This window comes from Flavobacterium soli DSM 19725 (genome assembly GCF_000422705.1).
In the GTDB taxonomy this organism is placed as follows: domain Bacteria; phylum Bacteroidota; class Bacteroidia; order Flavobacteriales; family Flavobacteriaceae; genus Flavobacterium; species Flavobacterium soli.
In genome coordinates, this window is sequence record NZ_AUGO01000008.1 from 158,591 (window position 1) to 179,848 (window position 21,258).

Genomic DNA, 21,258 nt, shown 5'->3' on the forward strand with positions numbered 1-21,258 from the left:
AAATGATTAACTATCACTTATGATTTTTTATAAAATTTCAAAAAAGAAACAGCTTTTGAGCTGTTTCTTTTTTAATCAAGAAACTCCACCACCATCTTATTGACCAATTTAGCCTGATCAATCGTAAGGAAATGTCCCGCATCTTTTATTTTTTCGGTCTTGCTTTTCGGGATCAATTCGGTTGCTTTTTCCAAGCTGTCATCTGAATTGATCACATCATGGTCTCCAATTAATACCAAGACAGGAATACTAATTTTCCTTAAATCGTCTTTTGAGAAAGGTTGCATCTGCAACATGCTCGTGTTGCTTTTTGCATATTTGTTGGCCAAATAGAATTGTTTCTTGTAAAGCGTGTCAATTTTCTGTGGATAATAGGAAAAAGCTTCAAGCGTTCTTTTTAATTTTTTCTTGTTTGGAAACAATTTCAACATCAAGGCAGGCATTGCTTTTCCTTTCTTGTCAATAGATTCAAAGGTTTGAGCAGGACTTAATAAAACCAATTTGGAAATACCACTGTTTTCTTGAGTTGCTAATAATGTAGCAATCCAGCCGCCACGTGATGCTCCAACCACTTTAAATTTCTTTAATTTATAGTGTTGAAAGATTTGATTGTACCAATTGACAATTTCCGTCGTATTCAGACGGTCGTTAGAAGCAACCGATTTCCCAGATTCCATCAAAAAATCGATGGCATATACCCGATGGTTTTTTGAGAGTGCCTCGATATTGGGATACCACATGGTGGAACTGGCATCCATCCCATGAAGCAACACTAAGGGTTCGGCGTCTTTGGGGCCAGCAATAATAACGTGTGCTTTTCCGGAAGTTGTCTGAACATCTTCTTCTTTAAAGGGAACTTTCCAAAGTTTTAACGCATTGTTATAGGACTTGATGTATTCTGCTTTTTCGGTTTTCTTCTTGAAAACATAATCGTCAATGCGGTTGGCTTTTGGCGTTCCACAACTTGAGACGATCAAAGCAAATAGGAATAGGGTAACAAGTTTCTGCATGAGATTTTTATTTGCCCAAATGTACTACAACTTGCAAATGAGTATGCTATAAGATTATCAAAGAAAGTATTAAATTAAAACAGTAATCGGAGCATAAAAAAAGGCTTCTGCATCCAGAAGCCTTCTCAATTTAATTTATTATTATAAGTTTATCAATTTATTTCTTTCCTTAAACTCCAGTAAAAAGAGACCAATTTTATTTTATTTTTATTTTATTGTAATCTATTGCATTAATATAAACTTTTTTAGTTAAATTCGTTTTTCTATAAGATGTAGAACTTTTATAACGGTATCGCCCCAAAACCGACCAAATAAAAACAATTAAGCCTCCAGAATAATGTTAGATAATGAATTTTTAGAATTTTTAGAGTATAAGATTTGCAAAAAATACGAAGAATCAGAAAAGAAAGCAACCAGACTTTGGTGCAAAAGCGTAACCTTGCATGAACCCAATCAAAATATATCACACGAATTTATAAACGATAAAAAGCACTTAGTATTGAAAGCTTTTGTAGGTAAATTTGGTATAGATGAATATAAGGTAGTACTAAACTTCGGAGATGTGGCTCTAAACCGAATTGCAAAAAAAATCGAAATCAAGAGGTGTATTCCATCTCGCAAAACCCCAGATTTGATCGCAATTGATTTCAGTGAAAAAACAATCAATATACAACTTGAATAGACGTTACCCAAACCTAATCCGAAGCTTCAACTTCGGATTTTTTTATGCTAAAGCAAAATAATTAAACCTTACTTTTGCACCCGAAAAGAAATCCTCTTTTCCCCCAAGTTTCAAAATGATAAAAACACCACACCCGGTTTATAACTTGCAGTTCGGACTTGTTTGCCTGAGTTCGCTTTTGTTCTCAGCCAGTTTCAATATGCTAATTCCCGAATTGCCTTCCTATTTGAGCAGTATGGGTGGTGCAGAATACAAAGGTTTTATCATTGCACTTTTTACGCTAACGGCAGGAATATCAAGACCCTTTAGCGGAAGATTAACCGATACTCTAGGACGCGTTCCCGTCATGGCTACAGGTTCCATCGTTTGTTTTGTTTGCGGTTTTCTTTATCCCGTTTTGGGCAGTGTTGCAGGATTTTTATTCCTCCGATTGATTCATGGATTTTCCACAGGATTTAAGCCAACAGCCACAGCTGCCTATGTTGCCGATATCATTCCGCAAGAACGATGGGGTGAAGCGTTAGGTTTTCACGGGCTCTGTTTCAGCATCGGGATGGCAATTGGTCCCGCCATTGGGAGTACGATAGTTTTATATTATTCAATCGATATTCTGTTTTATATTTCCTCGATTTTTGCCTTGCTATCTATCGTGATCTTGATGAATATGAAGGAAACCCTCAAGGAAAAACAACGTTTCAGTTTGGCATTGCTCAAAATATCACGCAAAGATATTATCGCCCTCGAAGTCCTTCCAGCAGCTTTTATAACTTTTATGTCCTACATTGCTTATGGAACTATTCTAACCCTGATACCCGATTGGACACAGCACCTCGGTATTTCAAACAAAGGATTATTCTTTATTGTCTTCACCATTTCCTCGCTTTTAATACGCTTTCTTGCGGGAAGAGCTTCCGACAAGTTTGGAAGAACTCGTGTGATCACCATCGGACTGTTTCTTTTGGTCATTGCCTTATTTATTTTAGGTTATGCCGATACCTTCTGGGGATTTATCTTCGGTTCGGTTGCCTTCGGAATTGCAACTGGAGTGCTTTCGCCAGCCCTAAACGCTTGGACAGTCAATATGAGCCATCCCAGCCATAGAGGAAAAGCAATGGCTACTATGTATATCGCCTTGGAAGCTGGAATCGGTCTTGGTGCTTTACTAGCAGGTTGGTTCTACCATGATGTCATCACGCGAGTGCCAATAATGCTATATGCTTCGGCAGGAATGGCTTTTCTGGGATTGCTGTTTATGCTCGATAGGATCAGGAAAGAATGGATTTTAAGGAGATTATAAATCGCAAAAGCAAGTTTTTACTGCCGTATATTGCCTACACTTGACAGGTTTTTAAAACCTGTCAAGTGTCCTATAACAAAAACCGCTACAGATTGAACTTTAACTCCATTATAGGGAGGAATCGGTTTTCGATCTTTGTTTCGAGTTTGCCTACAGTTCTAAAACCGAATTTAGTATAGAATTGTTCAGCATTGGGGTCGGAGTAAAGTCTAATTCGCTGGATTCCATATTTCCGAATACTTTCTAAGAAATCTAGCATCAGCATTTTTCCCAATCCAGCTCCCATATATTCTGGCAGAATAAATAAATTGTCCAATAGCAAAACTCCTTCTGACTCATATCCATAAGAATAGTACCCAATGATCTCGTTTTCCGAAACTAGCTTGAAGACATCATAAGTCTGGATATATTCTTTCGTGACGGTTAAAGAATTGTTCCATTCCAAAAGTTGCTCTTCCGTATATCCCCAAGTGGCTTTTGACCGCTTTGTAATGGCTGTCAAAACTAAATCATCGTCGATAGTGGCTTTTACAATATTCATGTTTTGTAATAGAAAATAAATAATAGTAATAGAGAATAAAAAATAAATAATACTCAATAAAACACCCCATCCACATACAACCAACTGCCATCTTCCTTTTCAAACCTAGATTTCTCGTGATGCACATTGGCTTTTAGCTTAGCATCCAAAAAAAACGCCTTGAATTCTACAACCGTTTCTTCCGCATACATGACCTCTAGTTTGAGCCACTGATTGCTCTTTGACCATTCTAGTATAGACGCTTTATCATGAAATTTTCGGGTAGAAGGATGTGTCGTAGCAACCAGATAATCCCCAGCGACAATACAATAAGCACTGTATCTCGACCGCATCAAAGCTTCGGCTGTTGGAGCTTTTTGAACATTTTTGATGTAAGGCTCACAACAAGTGGCAAACGGTTTTTCGTTACCACAATAGCAGTTTGTAGCAGGCATTCTATTCTTTGGTTTCGTTAAATTTCTTCATGATAGCCGCCAGTTTTTCCTTGCGCAAAACTTCGGCCTCTTTTGCTTTTGCTTGAGCCTTATGCAACTTATCGTTGTGTTTCTTGATGTTCTTTTCGTTATTTCTGCCCATGTGTTTTAGATTAATTTTGAAATCTTTAAATAGCCAATATGCAATTTGTCGGCTTTCGCCAAAGTATTTTCGGTAATCTTCAATTGATATTTTTCTTTTAATGATGCACTCAGGATATCCTCGACTTTGAAGGCTTGGTCCACATCAATCCCAAACTGATCATCAATATGAGAAGCAGCTCCTTTAAATCCACAATGTTGGTAGAATGCCGTTTCCTTGGATTTTTTTATGGCTTTCGCCAAAGATGGAGCGACCGTCAAAATCTTATAGTGGTATTCTTCGAATTCGTCTTTTTTGTAACCGCCGAGATTTAGAAAAAAGAGGTGTTGTTCCGTTGCATTTGAAGCAGTTCGTTCTACCACTTCAATCGAAAATCCGTCGGTAGCAGTCACTTCCCTCCAAGCATCAATGTGAATTTGTCCTTTGGCTTCAGGCCAAAACGCAATCATCTCTGGTAATAACTCCTTTAACGAAGTTCCTATCCCAAAAAATAGATCATGCTGTTCGGTTAGCCTTCCATCAGGAGTACAACCCAGCATTATCATATAAAGTTTCAAATTGTTTTCCATACCCCAAAGATAAGTTTTTCAGCGAAAGCGAAAGGTATTCAAGTTATTTCAGGTGGTAAAATCATAAGAATGAATTAAAATCGTGATAGGATTCAAACAGGGAAAGGGGTAATTTTAGGATTGTAAACCAAATAAAATAGCGTTATGAAAAAGCCAACAAAATTCCCCGAACAATCCCAAAAATTACCAAGTCATGAGTTCCAGATGGATCCACAACCGGAAATTATACATCCTAATTATAAAGGAAGCCATAAACTTAAAGGCAAAGTTGCCCTAATAACGGGAGGTGATAGCGGAATTGGCAGAAGCATTGCCGTGCATTTTGCAAGAGAAGGTGCAGATGTTGCTATTATTTACCTCAGCGAAAGCAAAGATGCCGAAGAAACGAAAAAACTTGTCGAAGCTGAAAACCAAAAATGTTTTCTTGTCGAAGGCGATTTGAGAGACGAAGCTTTCTGTAAAAAAGTCGTCCAGCAAACCATCAAAGAACTGGGAAACCTTAATATTTTGGTAAACAACGCTGCTGTACAATTTCCGAAATCCGACATTCAGGAAATCTCAAAAAAGAAATTGCTGGAAACATTTGAAACCAATGTGTATCCGTTCTTCTATGTTGTCAAGGAAAGTCTGCCACATTTGCAAAAAGGCGACACGATTATCAATACAACCTCAGTGACGGCCTATCGTGGTAGCGAACATCTTTTGGATTATTCCAGTACGAAAGGGGCCATTGTTACCTTCACGCGTTCCCTTTCAGCTATGTTGGCAAAACAAGGTATCCGAGTAAATGCAGTAGCTCCAGGACCCATTTGGACACCCTTAATTGTAGCCACTTTCAACAAGGTTTCAGATTTTGGGCAGGATACTCCAATGGGAAGAGCAGGACAGCCCTCGGAAGTTGGCCCCGCTTATGTATTCTTGGCCTCCGAAGACAGTAGTTATATCACCGGACAAATCATCCATGTCAACGGAGGTGAAATAGTAGGAAGTTAAGTAATCCTGATGGTATTAATGGATTTTACCCATTTGTATTTGCTGCAAATGGTACACAAATGTTTGTCAGTTGCTTCGATTGTTTCGGTATTACCACAAAAAGAGCACGAATAGATATCCCTTTTCATGATTTGAATGTACTGTTCCTGATAGAGATGGGGCAAGATAGGCAAGCCATATTTCACCTCCTCATCCTTATAATAATATAAACTAATTTCGCCCGTAACCTCGATGAGAGCGATTTCAATCTGCCCAAGATGGGACACGCTATATTGTCGCATTTCTGCAAAAAATTCATCATAGCCTAAAGGTTCGTTCTTGAAATTGGTAATCGAAAATCTTCCGTTCTTGACAAGACAGATTGGAGTTCCTTCAATCATCTTTTCAAATTGGTCACTTTTTAAGGCAAAATAGGTAGTGGCTTTATAGCAAAGAATAATGACAATAAAAACAGTAAAAGCTGTCAGGATTCCCACTTCTTTATAAAACATTGGGTCGCCAGCTGCCGAACCAAGGCTGATGATGATAACCAACTCAAAAACTGAAAGTTGCTTGACACCTCTCTTGCCCAAAATACGCAAGGCAATCAAGATCGCAACAAACATTATAATGGTCCGGAAGGCAATTTCAAACAGAAAAATCCATTCTTCTTTGCCTTTCAAAAGCAGGTCAAGATCAATTCCCGAGAGTAAGTTCATTGTATGAAATTTAGAGTTGGAGTACTCTAAAGTAGTGAAAAAATCAATTGAATTTCAAGATGATTTAATCTTATAAGGTTAGGTTGTAATACTATAAACCTATGCAAACTAAAAATTGAAACTTTGTATAGATCAACAATCTAAATCATTATTAATTTATCTAAATAAAACTGTTATGAAAACAACCACAAAAAATGCAACCACAAAAAGTACTGCAACAAGAACTGCTTCAAAAAAAGCTACAGCTTCAGCAGCAGCAAAAAAAGCTACAGCAAAGACTACAACCCCAAAATCAATGGTAAAGGCAAAATCATCGGCAGCTGATGGTTTGAGAGAACTTTTCGAAGACGGATTAAAAGACCTCTATTGGGCGGAAAAAGCCTTGACCAAAGCCTTGCCTAAAATGGCCAAGAATGCTACAACTCCAGAGCTAGTGAAAGCTATCGAGAGTCATTTGAAAGAGACCGAAGAGCATATTGACCGTTTGGAACAAGTTTTCAAATCGATAGGCAAAAAAGCGGTTGCTAAAAAATGTGACGCAATGGACGGCTTGATCAAGGAAGGCGAAAGCATCATGGAAGAGACTGAAATTGGTGTCGTGAGAGATGCAGGAATCATTGCCGCTTCCCAAAAAGTAGAGCATTATGAAATTGCAAGCTACGGAACGCTTTATGCTTTTGCTACAACATTAGGAGAAAAAGAAGCTGCTGATCTTCTTGCTACAACCCTTCAAGAGGAAAAGGACTGTGATGTGAAATTGACGGAAATCGCTTTGGCATCCATCAATGTTGATGCCGCTGATGAGGAATAGGCAACAGGTTTGGGCGAAATGGTAATTTTATAAACTTTGACGGAAATTGTATAAACTCGATTTTGGCATAAAATATATTTTTGTCTCTATAGTAATCCCAAATTCTACCAAACCTCAAAACATACCACTATGAAAGCAATTAACTTAAAGATCGTGACCTACCTCTTTGTGGTACTATTTGCCGGCTATGCAACCACATCTTGTGAGTCCTGTGACGACGGAAATAACTTCGAAGATCAAGAAGCAACACTAGTGACCGATACACTTTCGGTTCAAGAATAAAGCAAAAGCCTGTATGTTCATACAGGCTTTTTTATTTGCAAAATTAATTTCTAATCGGCTTCTGCTTTTTGACTGTATCTCCCACAATAGGAGCCATCTTTTCAGGATTTACCTGTGTTTGGTTCCGGCTACTTCCTTTGTCTTTAGCCTGTTTCTCGGCGTCAACTTCACTTTTACTTTGCATTTCAGGAACTTCCACTTTATTCGCTCGATTTATATCGGTTGCAGTAGGGGTAATTCTCCGTGTGCCAATAGTATCCGTTGTAGTAGTTCGTTTTTCCTGGGCATTTGCTCCAATGGCAAATAACAACAGCATGCCCAAAATCATTTTCTTTTTCATAGCAATACATTTTTAAGTTTATCGAATAAAAAGGCGGAAGCCGAAACCTCCGCCCCAAAAACTAAAACAAAAAACCTAATCACGGAATTCCGATAGTCTCGTCCCCTTGATCCTTGTCGTCGGGAAGTGAGTCATCGTCCTTGTTCCGCAGATTATCCTTCATAATCCTTTCGAAAGTGATATCGTCTGGAATGTGTTTTAGATATTCTTTTGAATCATCCTCAAGATTAACATGATGAGTTGGGATTCGATTTACATTTATATATAAACCTTCAGAAATTTTTCTTGCAATACCTTTGATATTTTCCTCTTTGTTGTGGTCCTCCGCATTTTTCATAGCACTATATTTAAGTTAAGGGTTTTTCTCTAATCCAAAATCGATGTTCGCCCATGGCACTGATAAAATCTGCAGTTAAACTTGCCTTGGTAGTATCACTGGTAATGATGCCTTGCTCTTCAAGTTTGGCTTCAGACAATTGAAGAACAAAGTTCGTTTCATTAAGCAATAAAATTCCTTCTTGATCGGCTCCAATAACTTTGCAGTGTTTGTAAGTATCGTTCAAGAATTCAGGTATTTTTTCTTCTTCTTTCAATCGGTCGATGCTCGCTTCTCCCGCAGGAATAAAAACGGCATCAAATAAAACCGAAGAAACGGTCAAAAGATTGTGATCTACTTTCAATTCCTTTCCTTCGGCCGTTTTGATGGCTGTAGCATTTGTTCCGATGATTTTTACAGTAGCTCCTTCTTTTTCAAGGGCAGCTTTCATGGTGTTCACAGAGTTTCCGTCAACGCCATCAGCACATAGGAAGGCTACTTGTCTAGATTCGATGGTATCAGAGTTCAGCTTGTTCTTGATCATGCTCAAAGCATCCGAAGTTTGGGCATATTTAACCAATGGTTTTGGCTCCTGTTTGCCTTTATCGTCTGCCCCAACTCCATGATTCATAGGTCTTTCTGGTGATCGAGGCACTTGCATGCCTAATCCTTTTGCTACGGCTTTCGCCAAATTTGTATCGACTTGAGACAAAAGACCTAACATTCGTTCACGAATCGCTGGAACTTCTACCTTGCTCAATTCAAATCGCAAGGCATTGATGATATGGTCTTGCTCTACTTGTGTTTGGCTTTCAAAAAACAATTTGGCTTGACTGAAATGATCTGCAAAGCTTTCACTTCTTTCCCTCACTTTCTTCGCATCTATTCTCTCATTATAGCTTTCAAATCCGCCTTCAGCAATCTTAGCTTGAAAAGGACAACCTCCTCCTAAAGAATTGGGATGATAACTCACCCGACCTACATTTATTTCCTGACGCATGTGGCCATCACGTTGGTTATTGTGCATCGGTGCTATTGGTCGGTTAATTGGAATTTCGTGAAAGTTGGGGCTTCCCAAACGTGAAAGCTGGGTGTCTGTATAGGAGAATAATCTTCCTTGAAGTAGGGGATCATTTGTAAAATCTATTCCTGGAACAATATGGCCTGGATGAAAGGCGACTTGTTCGGTTTCGGCAAAGAAGTTATCGGGGTTGCGGTTCAATACCATTTTCCCTATGATGGTTACGGGAACCAATTCTTCGGGAACAATCTTGGTGGGGTCGAGTAAATCGAAGTCAAATTTATGCTCATCGGCTTCAGGAATAACTTGAACGCCTAGTTCCCATTCTGGAAAACTACCGCTTTCGATGGCTTCCCATAAATCTCTCCTATGAAAATCAGGATCATTACCTGAAATTTTTACGGCTTCGTCCCACACTACTGCATGAGTACCTAATTTTGGTTTCCAATGAAATTTCACAAAGCTCGATTCGTTCTTTTTATTGATAAATCGAAATGTATGCACTCCAAAACCTTCCATCATTCTATAGCTTCTTGGTATGGCTCGGTCAGACATTGCCCACATGATCATGTGCATGGACTCGGGCATGAGCGAAATAAAATCCCAAAAAGTATCGTGGGCAGAGGCGGCTTGAGGCATTTCATGGTGTGGTTCGGGCTTTACAGCGTGAACCAAATCGGGAAACTTGGCAGCATCCTGAATAAAAAAGATGGGTATATTGTTTCCCACAAGATCAAAATTTCCTTCTTCAGTATAAAATTTTACAGCAAATCCACGAACATCGCGTGCCATATCTGTAGAACCTCTAAATCCAGCTACGGTCGAAAATCTAACGAAGACTGGCGTCGTCGAATTGGCATCTTGCAAAAATCCTGCTTTCGAATATTTTTTGGCTTCGGCATTGGGCTGAAAATAACCGTGTGCTGCCGATCCTCTTGCATGTACAATTCGTTCCGGTATGCGTTCGTGGTCAAAGTGGGTAATCTTTTCGCGAAGGATAAAATCCTCCAATAAGGATGGACCTCGATCGCCTGCTTTTAGCGAATTGTTGTCATCGTTCACCTTTACGCCTTGATCAGTAGTCATGAATTGATCTGTCCCGTCTGATTTGTTGTAGGCAAGATCCTTTTGTTTGGCATTTTCTTCCAGATTACGATTTGCGTCGTTTTTTTTCATAGCAATGGTTTTTTTTGGGTTGTGCAGTATACTATTTGTAATACCATAAAGTTCCTGCTTTAGGTTCACATGATTTTATGGAATTCATACTTAAAGTTGTAGGATTTCGCTGTAGCGAAAATAGGGTGGAACATCACCCTTTATTTGTGTCGGCCTGTCCTGCTGTTTTCAGCATCCCAATCTTGGGTGCTATCATTTCGATCCCTGTTGTCAATCTCGTTAATCTCTTCCTTCAAATCTTGATCAGGGTGTTCTTTCTTTTGCTCCTGTAGCTTGATGGTTCCCTCATCTACCTGCGAGAGGTTGTCCTCGATCTTTTCATCTTGAGGATCTTGGGTAGAAGCTCTTCCAAATTCGCTTTCGCGGATGTCAATCTTCTCCTGCGATTTCAATTTCTTGCCAGGATGTTCAGTATTCACTTCGTCTGGATGAATCGCTCTTGGACGATCTTCTCTTTCTTCTTCATGTCGGTCATTTGTGTTCATAATAGTAAGGTTTTGGATGAATAAAAAACACCAAAACGTTCCATAAAACGGCTCATTTTGGTGTCATTCAAATGGATTATTGTTACAAATTGGTTTTGAAATCATTACTAGAGTTCCTTAGAAAATAAACCACATAGAAAAATAATAAGAAAAGAAAATTTTAACCCAATTTAGGGCTTATGATAGCAGTGTGCAACTATGTAAAATGAAATTTCTTTTCAACTTAAACAAAGCATTATAGTTCTATGTGGCTCTAAAGGGATATGAAATGACTTTCGTCATCGTATTGATTTTATGCTTTTAAACAGATATTACTTCCTGTCCGGTTTCTAAAAATGATTTTAGATTCTGGATGTCATCTTTCACTATTTTTTCAAAATACGGATTCAACCATTTGGCAGCAGTTTCTCCTGCCACCCCAAGTGGAGCATGATAGGAAATGGTTACATCAAGTTCAGTACCGCCAGTTCCGTTCTCTTTAAATAAAATTTTACCAGCATTGTCTACGGTTGAGCCTGGAAGCGAATGCCAGCTTAACATCTTTCCTGGCTCGTCCATTAAGATATTGGCATCCCAGCTAATGGTTCCAATTCCTCCCGGACCTTTGGCTGTCCAATGTGACGTCACACTGTTCTTTTCCTCCACCTTTTCCAAATGTTTCATGAATTTGGGTAGGTTTTCTAAATTTCTCCAGAAATCATATACCTCATGAACCGGCAAGCCAATTTGCACAGATGTTCTAATGTTTACATTACTGCTCTTCAAGAAATTAGTCTTTCCTGCCATATCATACATTGGACAATAACCTGTGATACCTCTGGCAAGCATGGTTGTTCCTGCAATACTTTGAGCTGCACTCTTGTTTTTACCACTAAGGCCTTTACAGAGCAAGTATCCTCCAGCGGCAACCATGAGGATGCGTTCAACGGTACTCACATTTACCTTAACTCCGGGAATGATACTGTCTTTAGGACAATTTTGGTTAAGAATCTTGTTGCAATCCTCCTCAGAAAAATTAGCATATCGGTTAGGATCAGTGCCACTATCATCCCTTTTCATAAAATGTGTACTTTCAGGAGTTGTTTTCGTTTCTTCTGTTAAAGTATTCATAGCAATTATTTTTTAAAGTGTTGTTTAATTTTGGTTTGGAAGCTTCTTTACAAATTTATTTCTAATGCCTTCAAAATGATTACAGTAAATGCTGATTTTGTTGCAAGATTTCAATCACTGCTTTTACAGATGTTAAAATAGATTGTATTATGGTGCTTGTTTATCCTTTTTAAAATTTTTAGCAGTATAAAGAATGATTAGACTATTGGGAGCGAAATTTAGCTCATGGTGCATAAACACTCGACGGATGCCTGCACGGAGTGAACGGATGCCTACACGGAGTGAACGGATGCTTACACGGAGTGAACAGATGACCACACGGAGTGAACAGTTATTTATACGGAGAAAACAAAGGTTTGCACAAAGAACAACTATACTCAAACGGAGAGCTTTTTTCTTTACGCTAATCAAAAAATGTTTTACCCTAATTGAAAAGTTGCTCATGCGAATTGAAAAATAGCCTGTTTGTAACAGAAATTGGCTTTTGATGAGTAAAAAAAGGAGATATGAAGTCACAAATAGTTGTTGGGACTTTCGTCCAAAATAAAAATGAAGACCATTGTTTAAGTATTAGAGCACGAATTCATTTGCCCAAAATACCCCCGCTAATTGTCTTTTTTGCACAGTTGGAGTAGTAGAAAATGTTTATAAATTTGAAACTAACAATCATCAATCAAAAAGCGACATTTAAGATGGAAAGTTTTACTCTTTCGGTAACCATTAATTGCAAAGTAGCACAAGTTTTTAAAGCATTGACAGCTGAAATTCCGCAATGGTGGACTCAAATGTTCGAAGGAGTTACCAATGAAGTAGGTAGTAGTTTTACGGTTCGTTTTGGCGAAAGCGTATTCAAAACCATGACTGTGCAAGAGCTGGTAGAAAATCAAAAAGTGGTTTGGCAGGTAGAAGATTCCCTCATCAACATTCCCGGTCTCACCAATCAAACCGAGTGGATCAACACTACAATCATTTGGGAACTAGAAAATAGGGAAGAAGCGACCTTGCTGCACCTCACACACGACGGTTTGCATCCCGAAGTAGAATGCTATGGTATCTGTTCAGCCGGATGGGAACAATTTGTCAAAAGCTTGAAGGCTTATTTGGAAACAGGTAAGGGAACTCCATTTTTGAATCCCTAAAAAGCAGAAATAGTCTGAATAAAACACGCATTTTTAGCTAAGCATTTAGGAGTAGTAATGCAATTTGTGTCTATTCGTATAAAATTTAGATGGTTTTAATCTCCATAATCTTTTCTTCGAATACTTCCTTATATTCAGATTTGCTTTTGATTCTGGTTTTATAGGTATAAATCGTAGTGACCGATAATTCCAAGAAATCGGCAATTTGGTTGCTGTCCTGGATGCCTAGACGGTAGAGGGCAAAAATCCGCATTTCGGTATTGAGTAGCTCACCTTTCTTGATGACACTTCGATGGTCTGGTGGAAACAGGGCATTAAAGTCGGCAACAAATGTTGGGAACAGTTTAAGGAAGATATCATCAAATTGATGAAATAGGTTTTCGCGTTCCTTGGTGACATTATAGCGGTTCAAGCTGGCGATAATCTCATCGGTTTTTTTAGAAATCACTTTCTGGATGGTACTTTTTTGCAAATGGTCGATCTTGTTGATCAGGTCGGAAGTGGCTTTGATAAAATAGGCAATATATTCTTCCTTGATAGTATTGGCTTCGCTCAGGCTGACGTTCATTTCCTGTAATTTGCTATAGGAATCGGCCATCTCTTTTCGGGAAGCGTTTCGTTCCTTCAATTGTTTGAAAATGATGACCAAGAAAAGCACAATGATCAAGGCGAGAACCGTCAAGAGCATCACGATTTTTTCGAGCATGTCGTTTTTATCCTTCACTTTATTGAGTTGGGCCTTTTCGATAATGGGCAGGATAGAAGAGATTTCGATCTTTCGGTGTCGTGCGTCATAAAAAGTTGCATCATCCATTGCCAAGTTAATGTAGCGGTTTGCTTCTTCGAGATGGCCTTTTTTAAAGAGTTCGTTGGCAAGATTTCGAAGTGCTACGGTTTCCTTTGTAGCGTTTTTCACATCAGCAATGGCAGCCAAGGTCAAATAATGGATGGCCTTGTCAGTCATTCCTTTTTCAGAATAAATATAACCCAGCGAGGAAGTGGCAATTCCATAATATTCTGCAGGCAATTGAAAGTTGTCTATCCAATAACTAAAGGCTTTTTCAGCACCTTTAAAGTCTTGCTGTTTGAGTTTTCGCAAACTTTCAGTAGCCCAATATTCATTGGTATTAGGTCGGATAAGACCGATGGCTTTATCAAGATTCAGATTGCCTTTTTGGATGTAATTGATGTTATAACGGAGGTCACGGGTATAATCAGCAAGGTCATAATAGGCCCTGGCTTTGATGGAATAATAGTCAAATTGGCTCTTCATGTCCAGTTTTTGTCCTTCAATACTGCTCAAAGTGTCAATTGCTTCCTTGAAAAGTCCTGACGAAAGCAAAACAAAACCTTCCTTGATCCTGCTTCTGGAAATCAATTGTTCATCCTTTAGATGGAATGCCTTTGTCTTTGCCTCTTCGAGATAATAATAGGCCGAATCATATTTGAACGATTTGTATTCATCAAACAAGGACATATAAGTGGTATACAAATTCCGATCGTCTTGACTAACCGTAAACTTGTGGATGCTTTTTTTGAGTAGGTTGATTCGGGCATATTTTTGTTTTACAAATTCATTCTTGTTCAAAAGCACCTTGTCGAGTTCCTTCAATAAAGGGTCGAGTTCTTGGGCTTGAAACATGAAAGGGCTGGTTAGAAAAAGTAAAACTAAAAATCTATGCATGGGGTTGTAATTATGACTTCAAAAATATTCTTTTTTTCAAGATGTGTTTTTGATTGGTTAAATATAATGCAAATTTTCCATTTTGATAATAATTGGCTAATGGATGGCTATTATACGAAAAAAAAGAACCTATTATTTTCCATATTGCTATAAAATTATAGGTTTCAGACTTTGATTTATCTGTATAACACCTTGATTTTTTTTAGAACTACAACGTTGTAATGAATTGAAAACAAAGCGATTGTTTGTTTTTGATCGTTAGATTTATCTTGATTTTTCTCCAATATTTTTTTTTAGTTTTTTTTAACAACTAGCTTCGTGAAATCGTTTTCGTAGAAAACATATTATCTAACTAAACTACAAATTTTATGAAATGTAAACTTCTTTATGGATTGGCGATGGTCTGTTTGCTGGCTTTTGGCTGTAGCAAAAATGACGACGGTAGTCACGTAGCACCCATTACGCTTTACGAGAAAGTAAATGGAAATTGGGGCTTGATGAATTTAAAAATGGTAGATGAATTTGCAAAAAAAAATGCCATTGAACCGAGCGAACAAAATTTGAGCTCGATGTTTAATTATGCTGATTTTAAAATCAATTTTAATGTAGATGAAAAAATGCAGCCTACATCGTATGAAGTTTTAGGAGATGTTCCGCCATTATTTGCACCAACAGGCTATTGGGAATTGAGTGCGGCTTTTCAACCAACCGGACAAATTCCGTTGATGATCTATTTGTACAGCGATGTACAAAAAACACAAAAAACTGATGAATTACGATTGAGTTCGGTTCCCGGAAGCAACGGAGAGATGGAAATTCAACTGACAAGAACCTCCGAAGGAACTCCCTTTATCACTTATATCTTCAAGTTAAACACTCTTAACGAATAACAGATTATGAAAAAAATTATACAAATTGTTTTATTGACTTTTTTGTTGTTGCCGAATTTTGTTAAGGCACAAACACAAGAGGCTGGAGATGTCGGGGCGATGTGGTCGTTTCCTGTAGTATATGAATATGATGAAGAAGTGACGTGGTATTTTGATCTTTCGGGAACTACCTTTTTGGCAGAAAGCGATGTCTATCTTTGGATGTGGTCACCATCTGAACCAGATGCTGGAAACTGGGAAAACTCATCAGAATTTGCAAAACTAACGTATGAAGGAAATATGGTTTGGAGTAAAACGCTCACGCCAACCCTTTATTTCTCAAAAACACCAGAAGAAATTGCAGCAAGTGCTGGCTTTTGGTTTCGCTTGAAAGACAAAACAGGAACATTGCAATCTGGTGTGGCACAAGTGGCTTATACTAATTTCACTACATTTTATACCGATAATCAATTGATTAAGTCCTATCCTTCAGCTCCAACATTGGACAAGGGAATCAGTATTTTATTCAATTCTAATTTGCAACCGGGATTTGAAGGAGCAACGAGTGTGCATTTTCATAGCGGTTTGAACAACTGGGATGTGAAGCAAGAATATCAAGCGTGGTTGCCTGAAATTGTAGAGAAAACCAAATTGAAAGATCTTGGAAACGGCTTCTATAAAATGGATTTAATTCCGAATGAATATTATGATGTTCCAGATGGCTATGTGATGAACAACTTGGTTTTTTTGATGGTCAAGGACGAATGGGCGGCTACCACACCCGATCATGTTTTGAATGCTGGAGAATACATTCCGCCACCACCACCAGAGTTTCGTTTTTTTCCCTTGCAGCTGAGCAAGAAAGATTTTTTAGGGATTATGCGAAAAAATAATGAACCAGGAGTGAACAAATTGGTGTATACGATTACAGCAAATGATGTAATACTTACAGGAGAATTCACTGGAAATGTTAGTGAAATCAAAGGATTTGTGAATTTGGTAACGCCACTTCAAAATGTCGAGAACCTTACTTCAATTCATGTTTTGGTAAAGGATAACAACAATAATGTTATATCTGATACTACGATTCCGCTCAAAACGGTAGACTAATTATTTCACCATCAACTAAAAACAATTCTAATGAATAGTACACATATAAATAAGGTTCATGAAAAAAGGACTTCCAAAATGCTGGTTTTCCTGATGTTTATGCTTTTTCTATCGGCAGGTGTTTTTGCACAACAGAAAAAGCTGGTTTCAGGTGTGGTTTATGACACGACCAATTTTGCATTACCTGGAGTAACCGTAACGGAAGTGGGAACAACAAATGTTACCGTAACAGATGCCGACGGAAAATTTGCCTTTCAAGTCACCATTGGAAGTTCAATCGAGGTATCTTATATTGGTTATGTTTCGCAAACTGTGGTTGTGGATGCCAACACTTCAACTTTTACATTAAAGCTACAGGAAGATACTTTTATGCTCGATGCGGTTGAGTTGGTTTCGGTAGGATACGGAACCATGCGAAAATCAGATTTGACAGGAGCTATTTCTACCGTCAATGCGGATGATTTGGTAAAAGGAGCAATCTCTTCTACTGAACAAGTTTTGCAAGGAAAAGTGGCGGGTTTGACAATTACTCGAGGAACTGGCGATCCAAGTTCAGGATCCTCCATCCGTTTGAGAGGAGGAACTTCGTTAACGGCAAGTAACAATCCTTTGATCGTGGTAGATGGAATTGCAGGTGTCGATATCAATGTCGTGCAACCAAATGATATCAAATCGATTGATGTTTTGAAAGATGCTTCGGCAACGGCAATCTACGGTTCCAGAGGAGCAAATGGTGTGATTATCATTACGACAAAAGGCGGAACAAAAGGAATGTCAATCAATTATAATGGTTTTACAGGTGTTGGTTTTGCATCCAATCGTTTGGATTTACTTTCGGCTGACCAATGGAGAGGTTATGTTCGCGATAACAATATCACCGATGCGATTGATTTTGGTGGAAACACCAATTGGCAAAAAGAATTGGAGCAAACTGCTTTTACACAATCCCATACTTTAGGGATTAATTCTGGAAATGAAAATAGTGGTTTGAGAACTTCTTTGTCCTATTTTGATAATGAAGGAATCATCAAAACATCAGGAATTGAACGTTTGAGTGCTAATATCAGTACCTATCAATATGTTTTGGACAAAGCCTTGAAGTTTGATATGGGATTGTATGCCAATATCGACAAATGGAGTCCGTTGGATTACAGGATTTTTGAAAGAGCCATCAATTTGAATCCAACCATTCCAGTTTATGATGCCAACAGAAATTTCACTTCAGTGGGAGGGACACTTTATGAAAATCCGGTGGAAATCTTAACCAACAGAAAGGTAGATAACAAACGCCACCGACTTTTAGGATACTTCAAAACTGAAGCTAAATTGTTTAACGATTTCTTGGCGGTTGTCAATACTTCGCTAGAACATAATGCTATGCAAGGAAGTACCTACAAGCCATCCTATGCGGTTTTAGAAGGTTTGTCAGAAAGGGGTTATGCCCAAAAAACGTATGGCGAATTTACAAATGCTCAAATTGAAGCTTATGTAAACTATACCAAAACCTTAGGAAAAAATAACTTCAACGCCATGATTGGTTATTCGTATTTGGAAAATATCTACGAAGGTTTTGGAGCTCAACGAAGTGGTTTTGAAACGGATATTTTCGGATACAACAATTTAGGTGCGGGTTACAACTACCGTTTGGGAGATGTGTATTCCTATAAAGGAAAATCAAACTTGGCCTCTTTTTTCGGAAGAGCCAATTATTCCTATGACGGAAAATACATGTTGACAGGAACTGTTAGACGTGACGGATCAAGCCGTTTTGGTGCCAATAACAAATGGGGTGTTTTTCCATCGGCTTCTGCAGCTTGGACAATCAGCAGAGAAAATTTTATGGAATCAACTTCTAATTGGTTGAGTAATTTGAAATTTAGAGTAGGTTATGGAGTAACGGGTAACCAAGACGGAATTGGAGAATACAAATCATTGTCCATTTTAGGAGTGGGCCAGGATAGTTATTATGATCCGGTTACGGGAACGTGGAGTTTGGCCTATTCGCCAACACAAAATCCAAATCCAGATTTGAAATGGGAGTCGACTGCACAAACTAACATCGGTATCGATTTTAGCCTTTTTGACAGAATCACAGGATCTTTTGAATGGTACAATAAAACCACCAAAGATTTATTATATACCTATCAAGTGCCACAACCACCTTATCTAGTAGGGGTTATGTTAGCCAATGTTGGAGAATTGTCGAACAAAGGAATCGAACTTTCTTTGAACGCCAATATTGTGAAAGGTGACAAATTTTCGTGGGATGCAAATTTGGTGTTTGCCAAAAACAAGCAAAAAATAGAGAAACTTTCGAACCAGATTTATGAAACCGAAGAAATTTTCAGCGGATCGTTGCATGGTCTTTCAGGCATGTCCAATCAATTTTCTCAAATCATTGCCGAGGGTTATGCAGTTGGAACTTTTTGGGGTTATGAAAGCTTAGGGGTTGACGAAAGTGGAGAAATCATTTTGGGAACTGAACAAAAAGCAATTGGCGATGTTCAGCCTGATTTCACTATCGGATTAGGAATGAATTTCAACTATGGGAATTTTGATGCAGGATTCACTGGTTATGGAAGCTTTGGACAAGAAGTTTTGAATGCTACAGATATGATGTTGTATGATAATAACAGGCTTCCGGCTTATAATGTTGCCGATGATTTCTTGACAAGTGGCATTACTTCGGCACCACAATTCTCAAGCTATTGGATCGAAGATGCTTCGTTTTTCCGTCTTCAAACCGTAACGTTAGGCTATACCATGCCGTTCAAGAAAGCAGGAACTAAATTAAGAGTGTACGTTTTGGGAGAAAACTTGGCAGTATTCACAAAATATAGCGGTGTAGATCCAGAGATTGATCTAACGGGATTATCCAATCCTGGAATCGACAGGTTTAACAACTATCCAAGGCCAACCACTATTTCGTTTGGATTGAATTTTACGCTAGCAAATTAAGAATTGAAAATTATAAATTTTAGAACAATGAAAATCAAAATAATAGCAGCAATTGTAATCGCAAGTTCACTGTTTACTTATTCTTGTACCGATTTGGATGAAGAATTATACGACAGGGTAGAAGACGGCGATTTCGGGCAAACGCCTGGTGAAATCCAAGCCTTGGTTGGTGGAGCCTATTCTTCCCTAAGAGGTTTTGGCGATGCCATTTCAAATTCATATCCTACTTGTGAATATGTTTTCTTTTTGAATGAAGTCGCTTCGGATGAGGCTACGATTCCAACAAGAGGTACCGACTGGTATGACGGAGGCCAATACCAAGATGCTCAACGACACATGTGGAATGCTGATAACCGAATGATTTTGTCTTCTTGGCGTTATTGCTACACCGGAATTGCAAAAATCAATTCGATCATTTATCAAATCGACAAGTCTGGATTATCAGATGAAGCAAAGGCACCCATTTATGCTGAATTAAAATCAATTCGTGCCTATTACTATTACAACCTTTTGGATATGTTTGGGAATGTACCAATTGTAACCAACTTTGAAGATCAAGGTTTGCCATCAAATTCTTCACGTCAGGAAGTATATGATTTTGTAGAATCAGAATTATTGGAAGCTTTGCCGCTTTTGCCAGCCAATAAAGTCTATTCAAAATTCACGCAAAGTGTGGCCTATTCTTTATTGGCAAGATTATACCTGAATTCTGAAGCTTTTGTTGGAGTGCCAAGATGGGTTGATTGTATCGAAATGTGCCAGAAAGTAACAGGATATTCACTAACAACCGACTATTTTGCAAGTTTCCTGACCGAAAATCAAACTTCGTCAGAAATTATCTTGGCCATTCCGTATGATTCTGCAGCTGGAACTGTAGGGAATTATTTGTCCTCAATGAGTTGTCACTATTTACACCGATTAACAATGTCACCAACCGGAGATTATCAATGGAGCGGAAACGGAATTTGTGCTCAACCTGGTGTTTATTCTACTTTTGAAGATGTTGATAAGAGAAAGAAAGCGATGCTTCAGGGCGATCAGATCAATATGGCAACAGGAAATGTGATTGTTATGGACAGTGGAGAACCATTGACTTACACGGAAGAAATTGTAAACTTTACCAATGCGAAACAAAACGAAGGGGTAAGATTGCACAAGTATGAAATGAAAGCGGGCGAAAAATGGGAACGTGACCACGACTGGGTAGTCATTCGTTATGCCGAAATCTTGATGATGCAAGCCGAATGTTATGTACGTCTTGGTTCACCTGGTCTAGCTGAACCTTTCATCCAACAAATTACTTCTCGTGCAGGAACAGAAATGCCAGCCGTTATCGACTTGGAATTCTTGGATAAGGAATTGCTTCGCGAATTTATCTTCGAAGGAAAAAGAAGAACCGATAATATCAGGTTTGGAACATTCTTCCAGCCTTGGTGGGAAAAAGGAACTTCGGATCCTACAAAAGCAATCTTCCCGATTCCTGCTTCGGTTTTGAGTACCAATACAAATCTGGTTCAAAACCCTGGATATAATTAATTTCTAAAGGTCAGCCTTCCAAAATTTTGGTTAGTTTTACCGAAGGCTGGCTTTT

Annotated in this window: 22 protein-coding genes; 10 read left to right on the forward strand and 12 right to left on the reverse strand. The window is 38.5% G+C overall.

Annotated features, from left to right (window positions below; translation table 11 throughout):
* Positions 1–71: 71 nt before the first annotated feature.
* Positions 72–1,010, reverse strand: a complete 939-nt coding sequence (locus tag G508_RS0111420; protein ID WP_026705443.1) for an alpha/beta fold hydrolase — start codon at positions 1,008–1,010, stop codon at positions 72–74.
* A gap of 337 nt (positions 1,011–1,347) precedes the next feature.
* Between G508_RS0111420 and G508_RS0111425 the strand changes: the two genes are divergently transcribed.
* Positions 1,348–1,692, forward strand: coding sequence for a hypothetical protein (locus G508_RS0111425; protein ID WP_026705444.1), 345 nt, complete (start codon positions 1,348–1,350; stop codon positions 1,690–1,692).
* Positions 1,693–1,807: 115 nt separating this feature from the next.
* On the forward strand, positions 1,808–2,989 hold the full coding sequence (locus tag G508_RS0111430; RefSeq protein ID WP_026705445.1) for an MFS transporter: 1,182 nt from the start codon (positions 1,808–1,810) through the stop codon (positions 2,987–2,989).
* An 85-nt stretch (positions 2,990–3,074) separates the two neighbouring features.
* Here G508_RS0111430 and G508_RS0111435 read toward each other — a convergent pair whose 3' ends face one another.
* Genes G508_RS0111435 through G508_RS0111450 form a run of 4 tightly spaced genes read right to left on the reverse strand, consistent with a single transcriptional unit; the run spans position 3,075 to position 4,675 of the window.
* Complete coding sequence (locus G508_RS0111435) at positions 3,075–3,530, reverse strand: GNAT family N-acetyltransferase (RefSeq protein ID WP_026705446.1); 456 nt, start codon at positions 3,528–3,530, stop codon at positions 3,075–3,077.
* A gap of 53 nt (positions 3,531–3,583) precedes the next feature.
* On the reverse strand, positions 3,584–3,964 hold the full coding sequence (locus G508_RS0111440; RefSeq protein ID WP_026705447.1) for a YchJ family protein: 381 nt from the start codon (positions 3,962–3,964) through the stop codon (positions 3,584–3,586).
* 1 nt (position 3,965) lies between these two features.
* The gene (locus tag G508_RS20235; RefSeq protein ID WP_169628031.1) at positions 3,966–4,106 is read right to left on the reverse strand and encodes a hypothetical protein; all 141 of its coding nucleotides are present in this window, start codon (positions 4,104–4,106) and stop codon (positions 3,966–3,968) included.
* A gap of 5 nt (positions 4,107–4,111) precedes the next feature.
* Positions 4,112–4,675, reverse strand: coding sequence for a DUF1543 domain-containing protein (locus G508_RS0111450; RefSeq protein WP_026705448.1), 564 nt, complete (start codon positions 4,673–4,675; stop codon positions 4,112–4,114).
* A 144-nt stretch (positions 4,676–4,819) separates the two neighbouring features.
* Here G508_RS0111450 and G508_RS0111455 point away from each other — a divergent pair, with 144 nt between their 5' ends.
* Positions 4,820–5,668 (forward strand): SDR family oxidoreductase, encoded by an 849-nt coding sequence (locus G508_RS0111455; RefSeq protein WP_026705449.1) that lies wholly within the window; start codon positions 4,820–4,822, stop codon positions 5,666–5,668.
* Here G508_RS0111455 and G508_RS0111460 read toward each other — a convergent pair.
* Entirely contained in the window at positions 5,665–6,366 is a 702-nt protein-coding gene (locus tag G508_RS0111460) for a DUF421 domain-containing protein (protein WP_026705450.1), read from the reverse strand. The genes G508_RS0111455 and G508_RS0111460 overlap by 4 nt on opposite strands.
* Positions 6,367–6,541: 175 nt before the next feature.
* Between G508_RS0111460 and G508_RS0111465 the strand changes: the two genes are divergently transcribed.
* On the forward strand, positions 6,542–7,177 hold the full coding sequence (locus tag G508_RS0111465) for a YciE/YciF ferroxidase family protein (protein ID WP_026705451.1): 636 nt from the start codon (positions 6,542–6,544) through the stop codon (positions 7,175–7,177).
* A 129-nt stretch (positions 7,178–7,306) separates the two neighbouring features.
* Positions 7,307–7,459 carry a hypothetical protein gene (locus G508_RS20120; RefSeq protein WP_157485995.1) on the forward strand — a complete coding sequence of 51 codons (153 nt, stop codon included), beginning with the start codon at positions 7,307–7,309 and terminating at the stop codon, positions 7,457–7,459.
* A gap of 43 nt (positions 7,460–7,502) precedes the next feature.
* Here the strand turns inward: G508_RS20120 and G508_RS0111475 are convergent, their stop codons facing one another.
* From G508_RS0111475 to G508_RS0111495, 5 genes are all read right to left on the reverse strand, one after another.
* Positions 7,503–7,799, reverse strand: a complete 297-nt coding sequence (locus G508_RS0111475; RefSeq protein WP_026705452.1) for a hypothetical protein — start codon at positions 7,797–7,799, stop codon at positions 7,503–7,505.
* A gap of 79 nt (positions 7,800–7,878) precedes the next feature.
* Positions 7,879–8,136 (reverse strand): hypothetical protein, encoded by a 258-nt coding sequence (locus tag G508_RS0111480; RefSeq protein ID WP_026705453.1) that lies wholly within the window; start codon positions 8,134–8,136, stop codon positions 7,879–7,881.
* Positions 8,137–8,146: 10 nt separating this feature from the next.
* Positions 8,147–10,312: a catalase gene (locus G508_RS0111485; RefSeq protein WP_026705454.1), complete on the reverse strand. Its 2,166-nt coding sequence runs from the start codon at positions 10,310–10,312 to the stop codon at positions 8,147–8,149.
* A 140-nt stretch (positions 10,313–10,452) separates the two neighbouring features.
* Complete coding sequence (locus G508_RS0111490; RefSeq protein ID WP_026705455.1) at positions 10,453–10,797, reverse strand: hypothetical protein; 345 nt, start codon at positions 10,795–10,797, stop codon at positions 10,453–10,455.
* Between the two features lie 300 nt (positions 10,798–11,097).
* Positions 11,098–11,907, reverse strand: a complete 810-nt coding sequence (locus tag G508_RS0111495; protein WP_245569864.1) for an SRPBCC family protein — start codon at positions 11,905–11,907, stop codon at positions 11,098–11,100.
* A 692-nt stretch (positions 11,908–12,599) separates the two neighbouring features.
* On the opposite strand from G508_RS0111495, the gene G508_RS0111500 reads away from it, so the two are divergent.
* Complete coding sequence (locus G508_RS0111500; RefSeq protein WP_035694641.1) at positions 12,600–13,046, forward strand: SRPBCC family protein; 447 nt, start codon at positions 12,600–12,602, stop codon at positions 13,044–13,046.
* Between the two features lie 85 nt (positions 13,047–13,131).
* Here the strand turns inward: G508_RS0111500 and G508_RS0111505 are convergent, their stop codons facing one another.
* Positions 13,132–14,730 carry a DUF6377 domain-containing protein gene (locus G508_RS0111505; protein ID WP_026705458.1) on the reverse strand — a complete coding sequence of 533 codons (1,599 nt, stop codon included), beginning with the start codon at positions 14,728–14,730 and terminating at the stop codon, positions 13,132–13,134.
* Between the two features lie 368 nt (positions 14,731–15,098).
* Here G508_RS0111505 and G508_RS0111510 point away from each other — a divergent pair, with 368 nt between their 5' ends.
* From G508_RS0111510 to G508_RS0111525, 4 genes are read left to right on the forward strand one after another with little or no spacing between them, the layout of a single operon-like run.
* A complete protein-coding gene (locus G508_RS0111510; protein ID WP_026705459.1) occupies positions 15,099–15,620 on the forward strand; it encodes a DUF5004 domain-containing protein in 522 nt (173 codons plus the stop codon).
* 6 nt (positions 15,621–15,626) lie between these two features.
* Positions 15,627–16,709 carry a hypothetical protein gene (locus G508_RS0111515; RefSeq protein ID WP_026705460.1) on the forward strand — a complete coding sequence of 361 codons (1,083 nt, stop codon included), beginning with the start codon at positions 15,627–15,629 and terminating at the stop codon, positions 16,707–16,709.
* A 30-nt stretch (positions 16,710–16,739) separates the two neighbouring features.
* Positions 16,740–19,667, forward strand: coding sequence for a SusC/RagA family TonB-linked outer membrane protein (locus tag G508_RS0111520; RefSeq protein WP_035694618.1), 2,928 nt, complete (start codon positions 16,740–16,742; stop codon positions 19,665–19,667).
* A 27-nt stretch (positions 19,668–19,694) separates the two neighbouring features.
* Positions 19,695–21,203 (forward strand): RagB/SusD family nutrient uptake outer membrane protein, encoded by a 1,509-nt coding sequence (locus G508_RS0111525; protein WP_026705462.1) that lies wholly within the window; start codon positions 19,695–19,697, stop codon positions 21,201–21,203.
* Positions 21,204–21,258 lie beyond the last annotated feature (55 nt).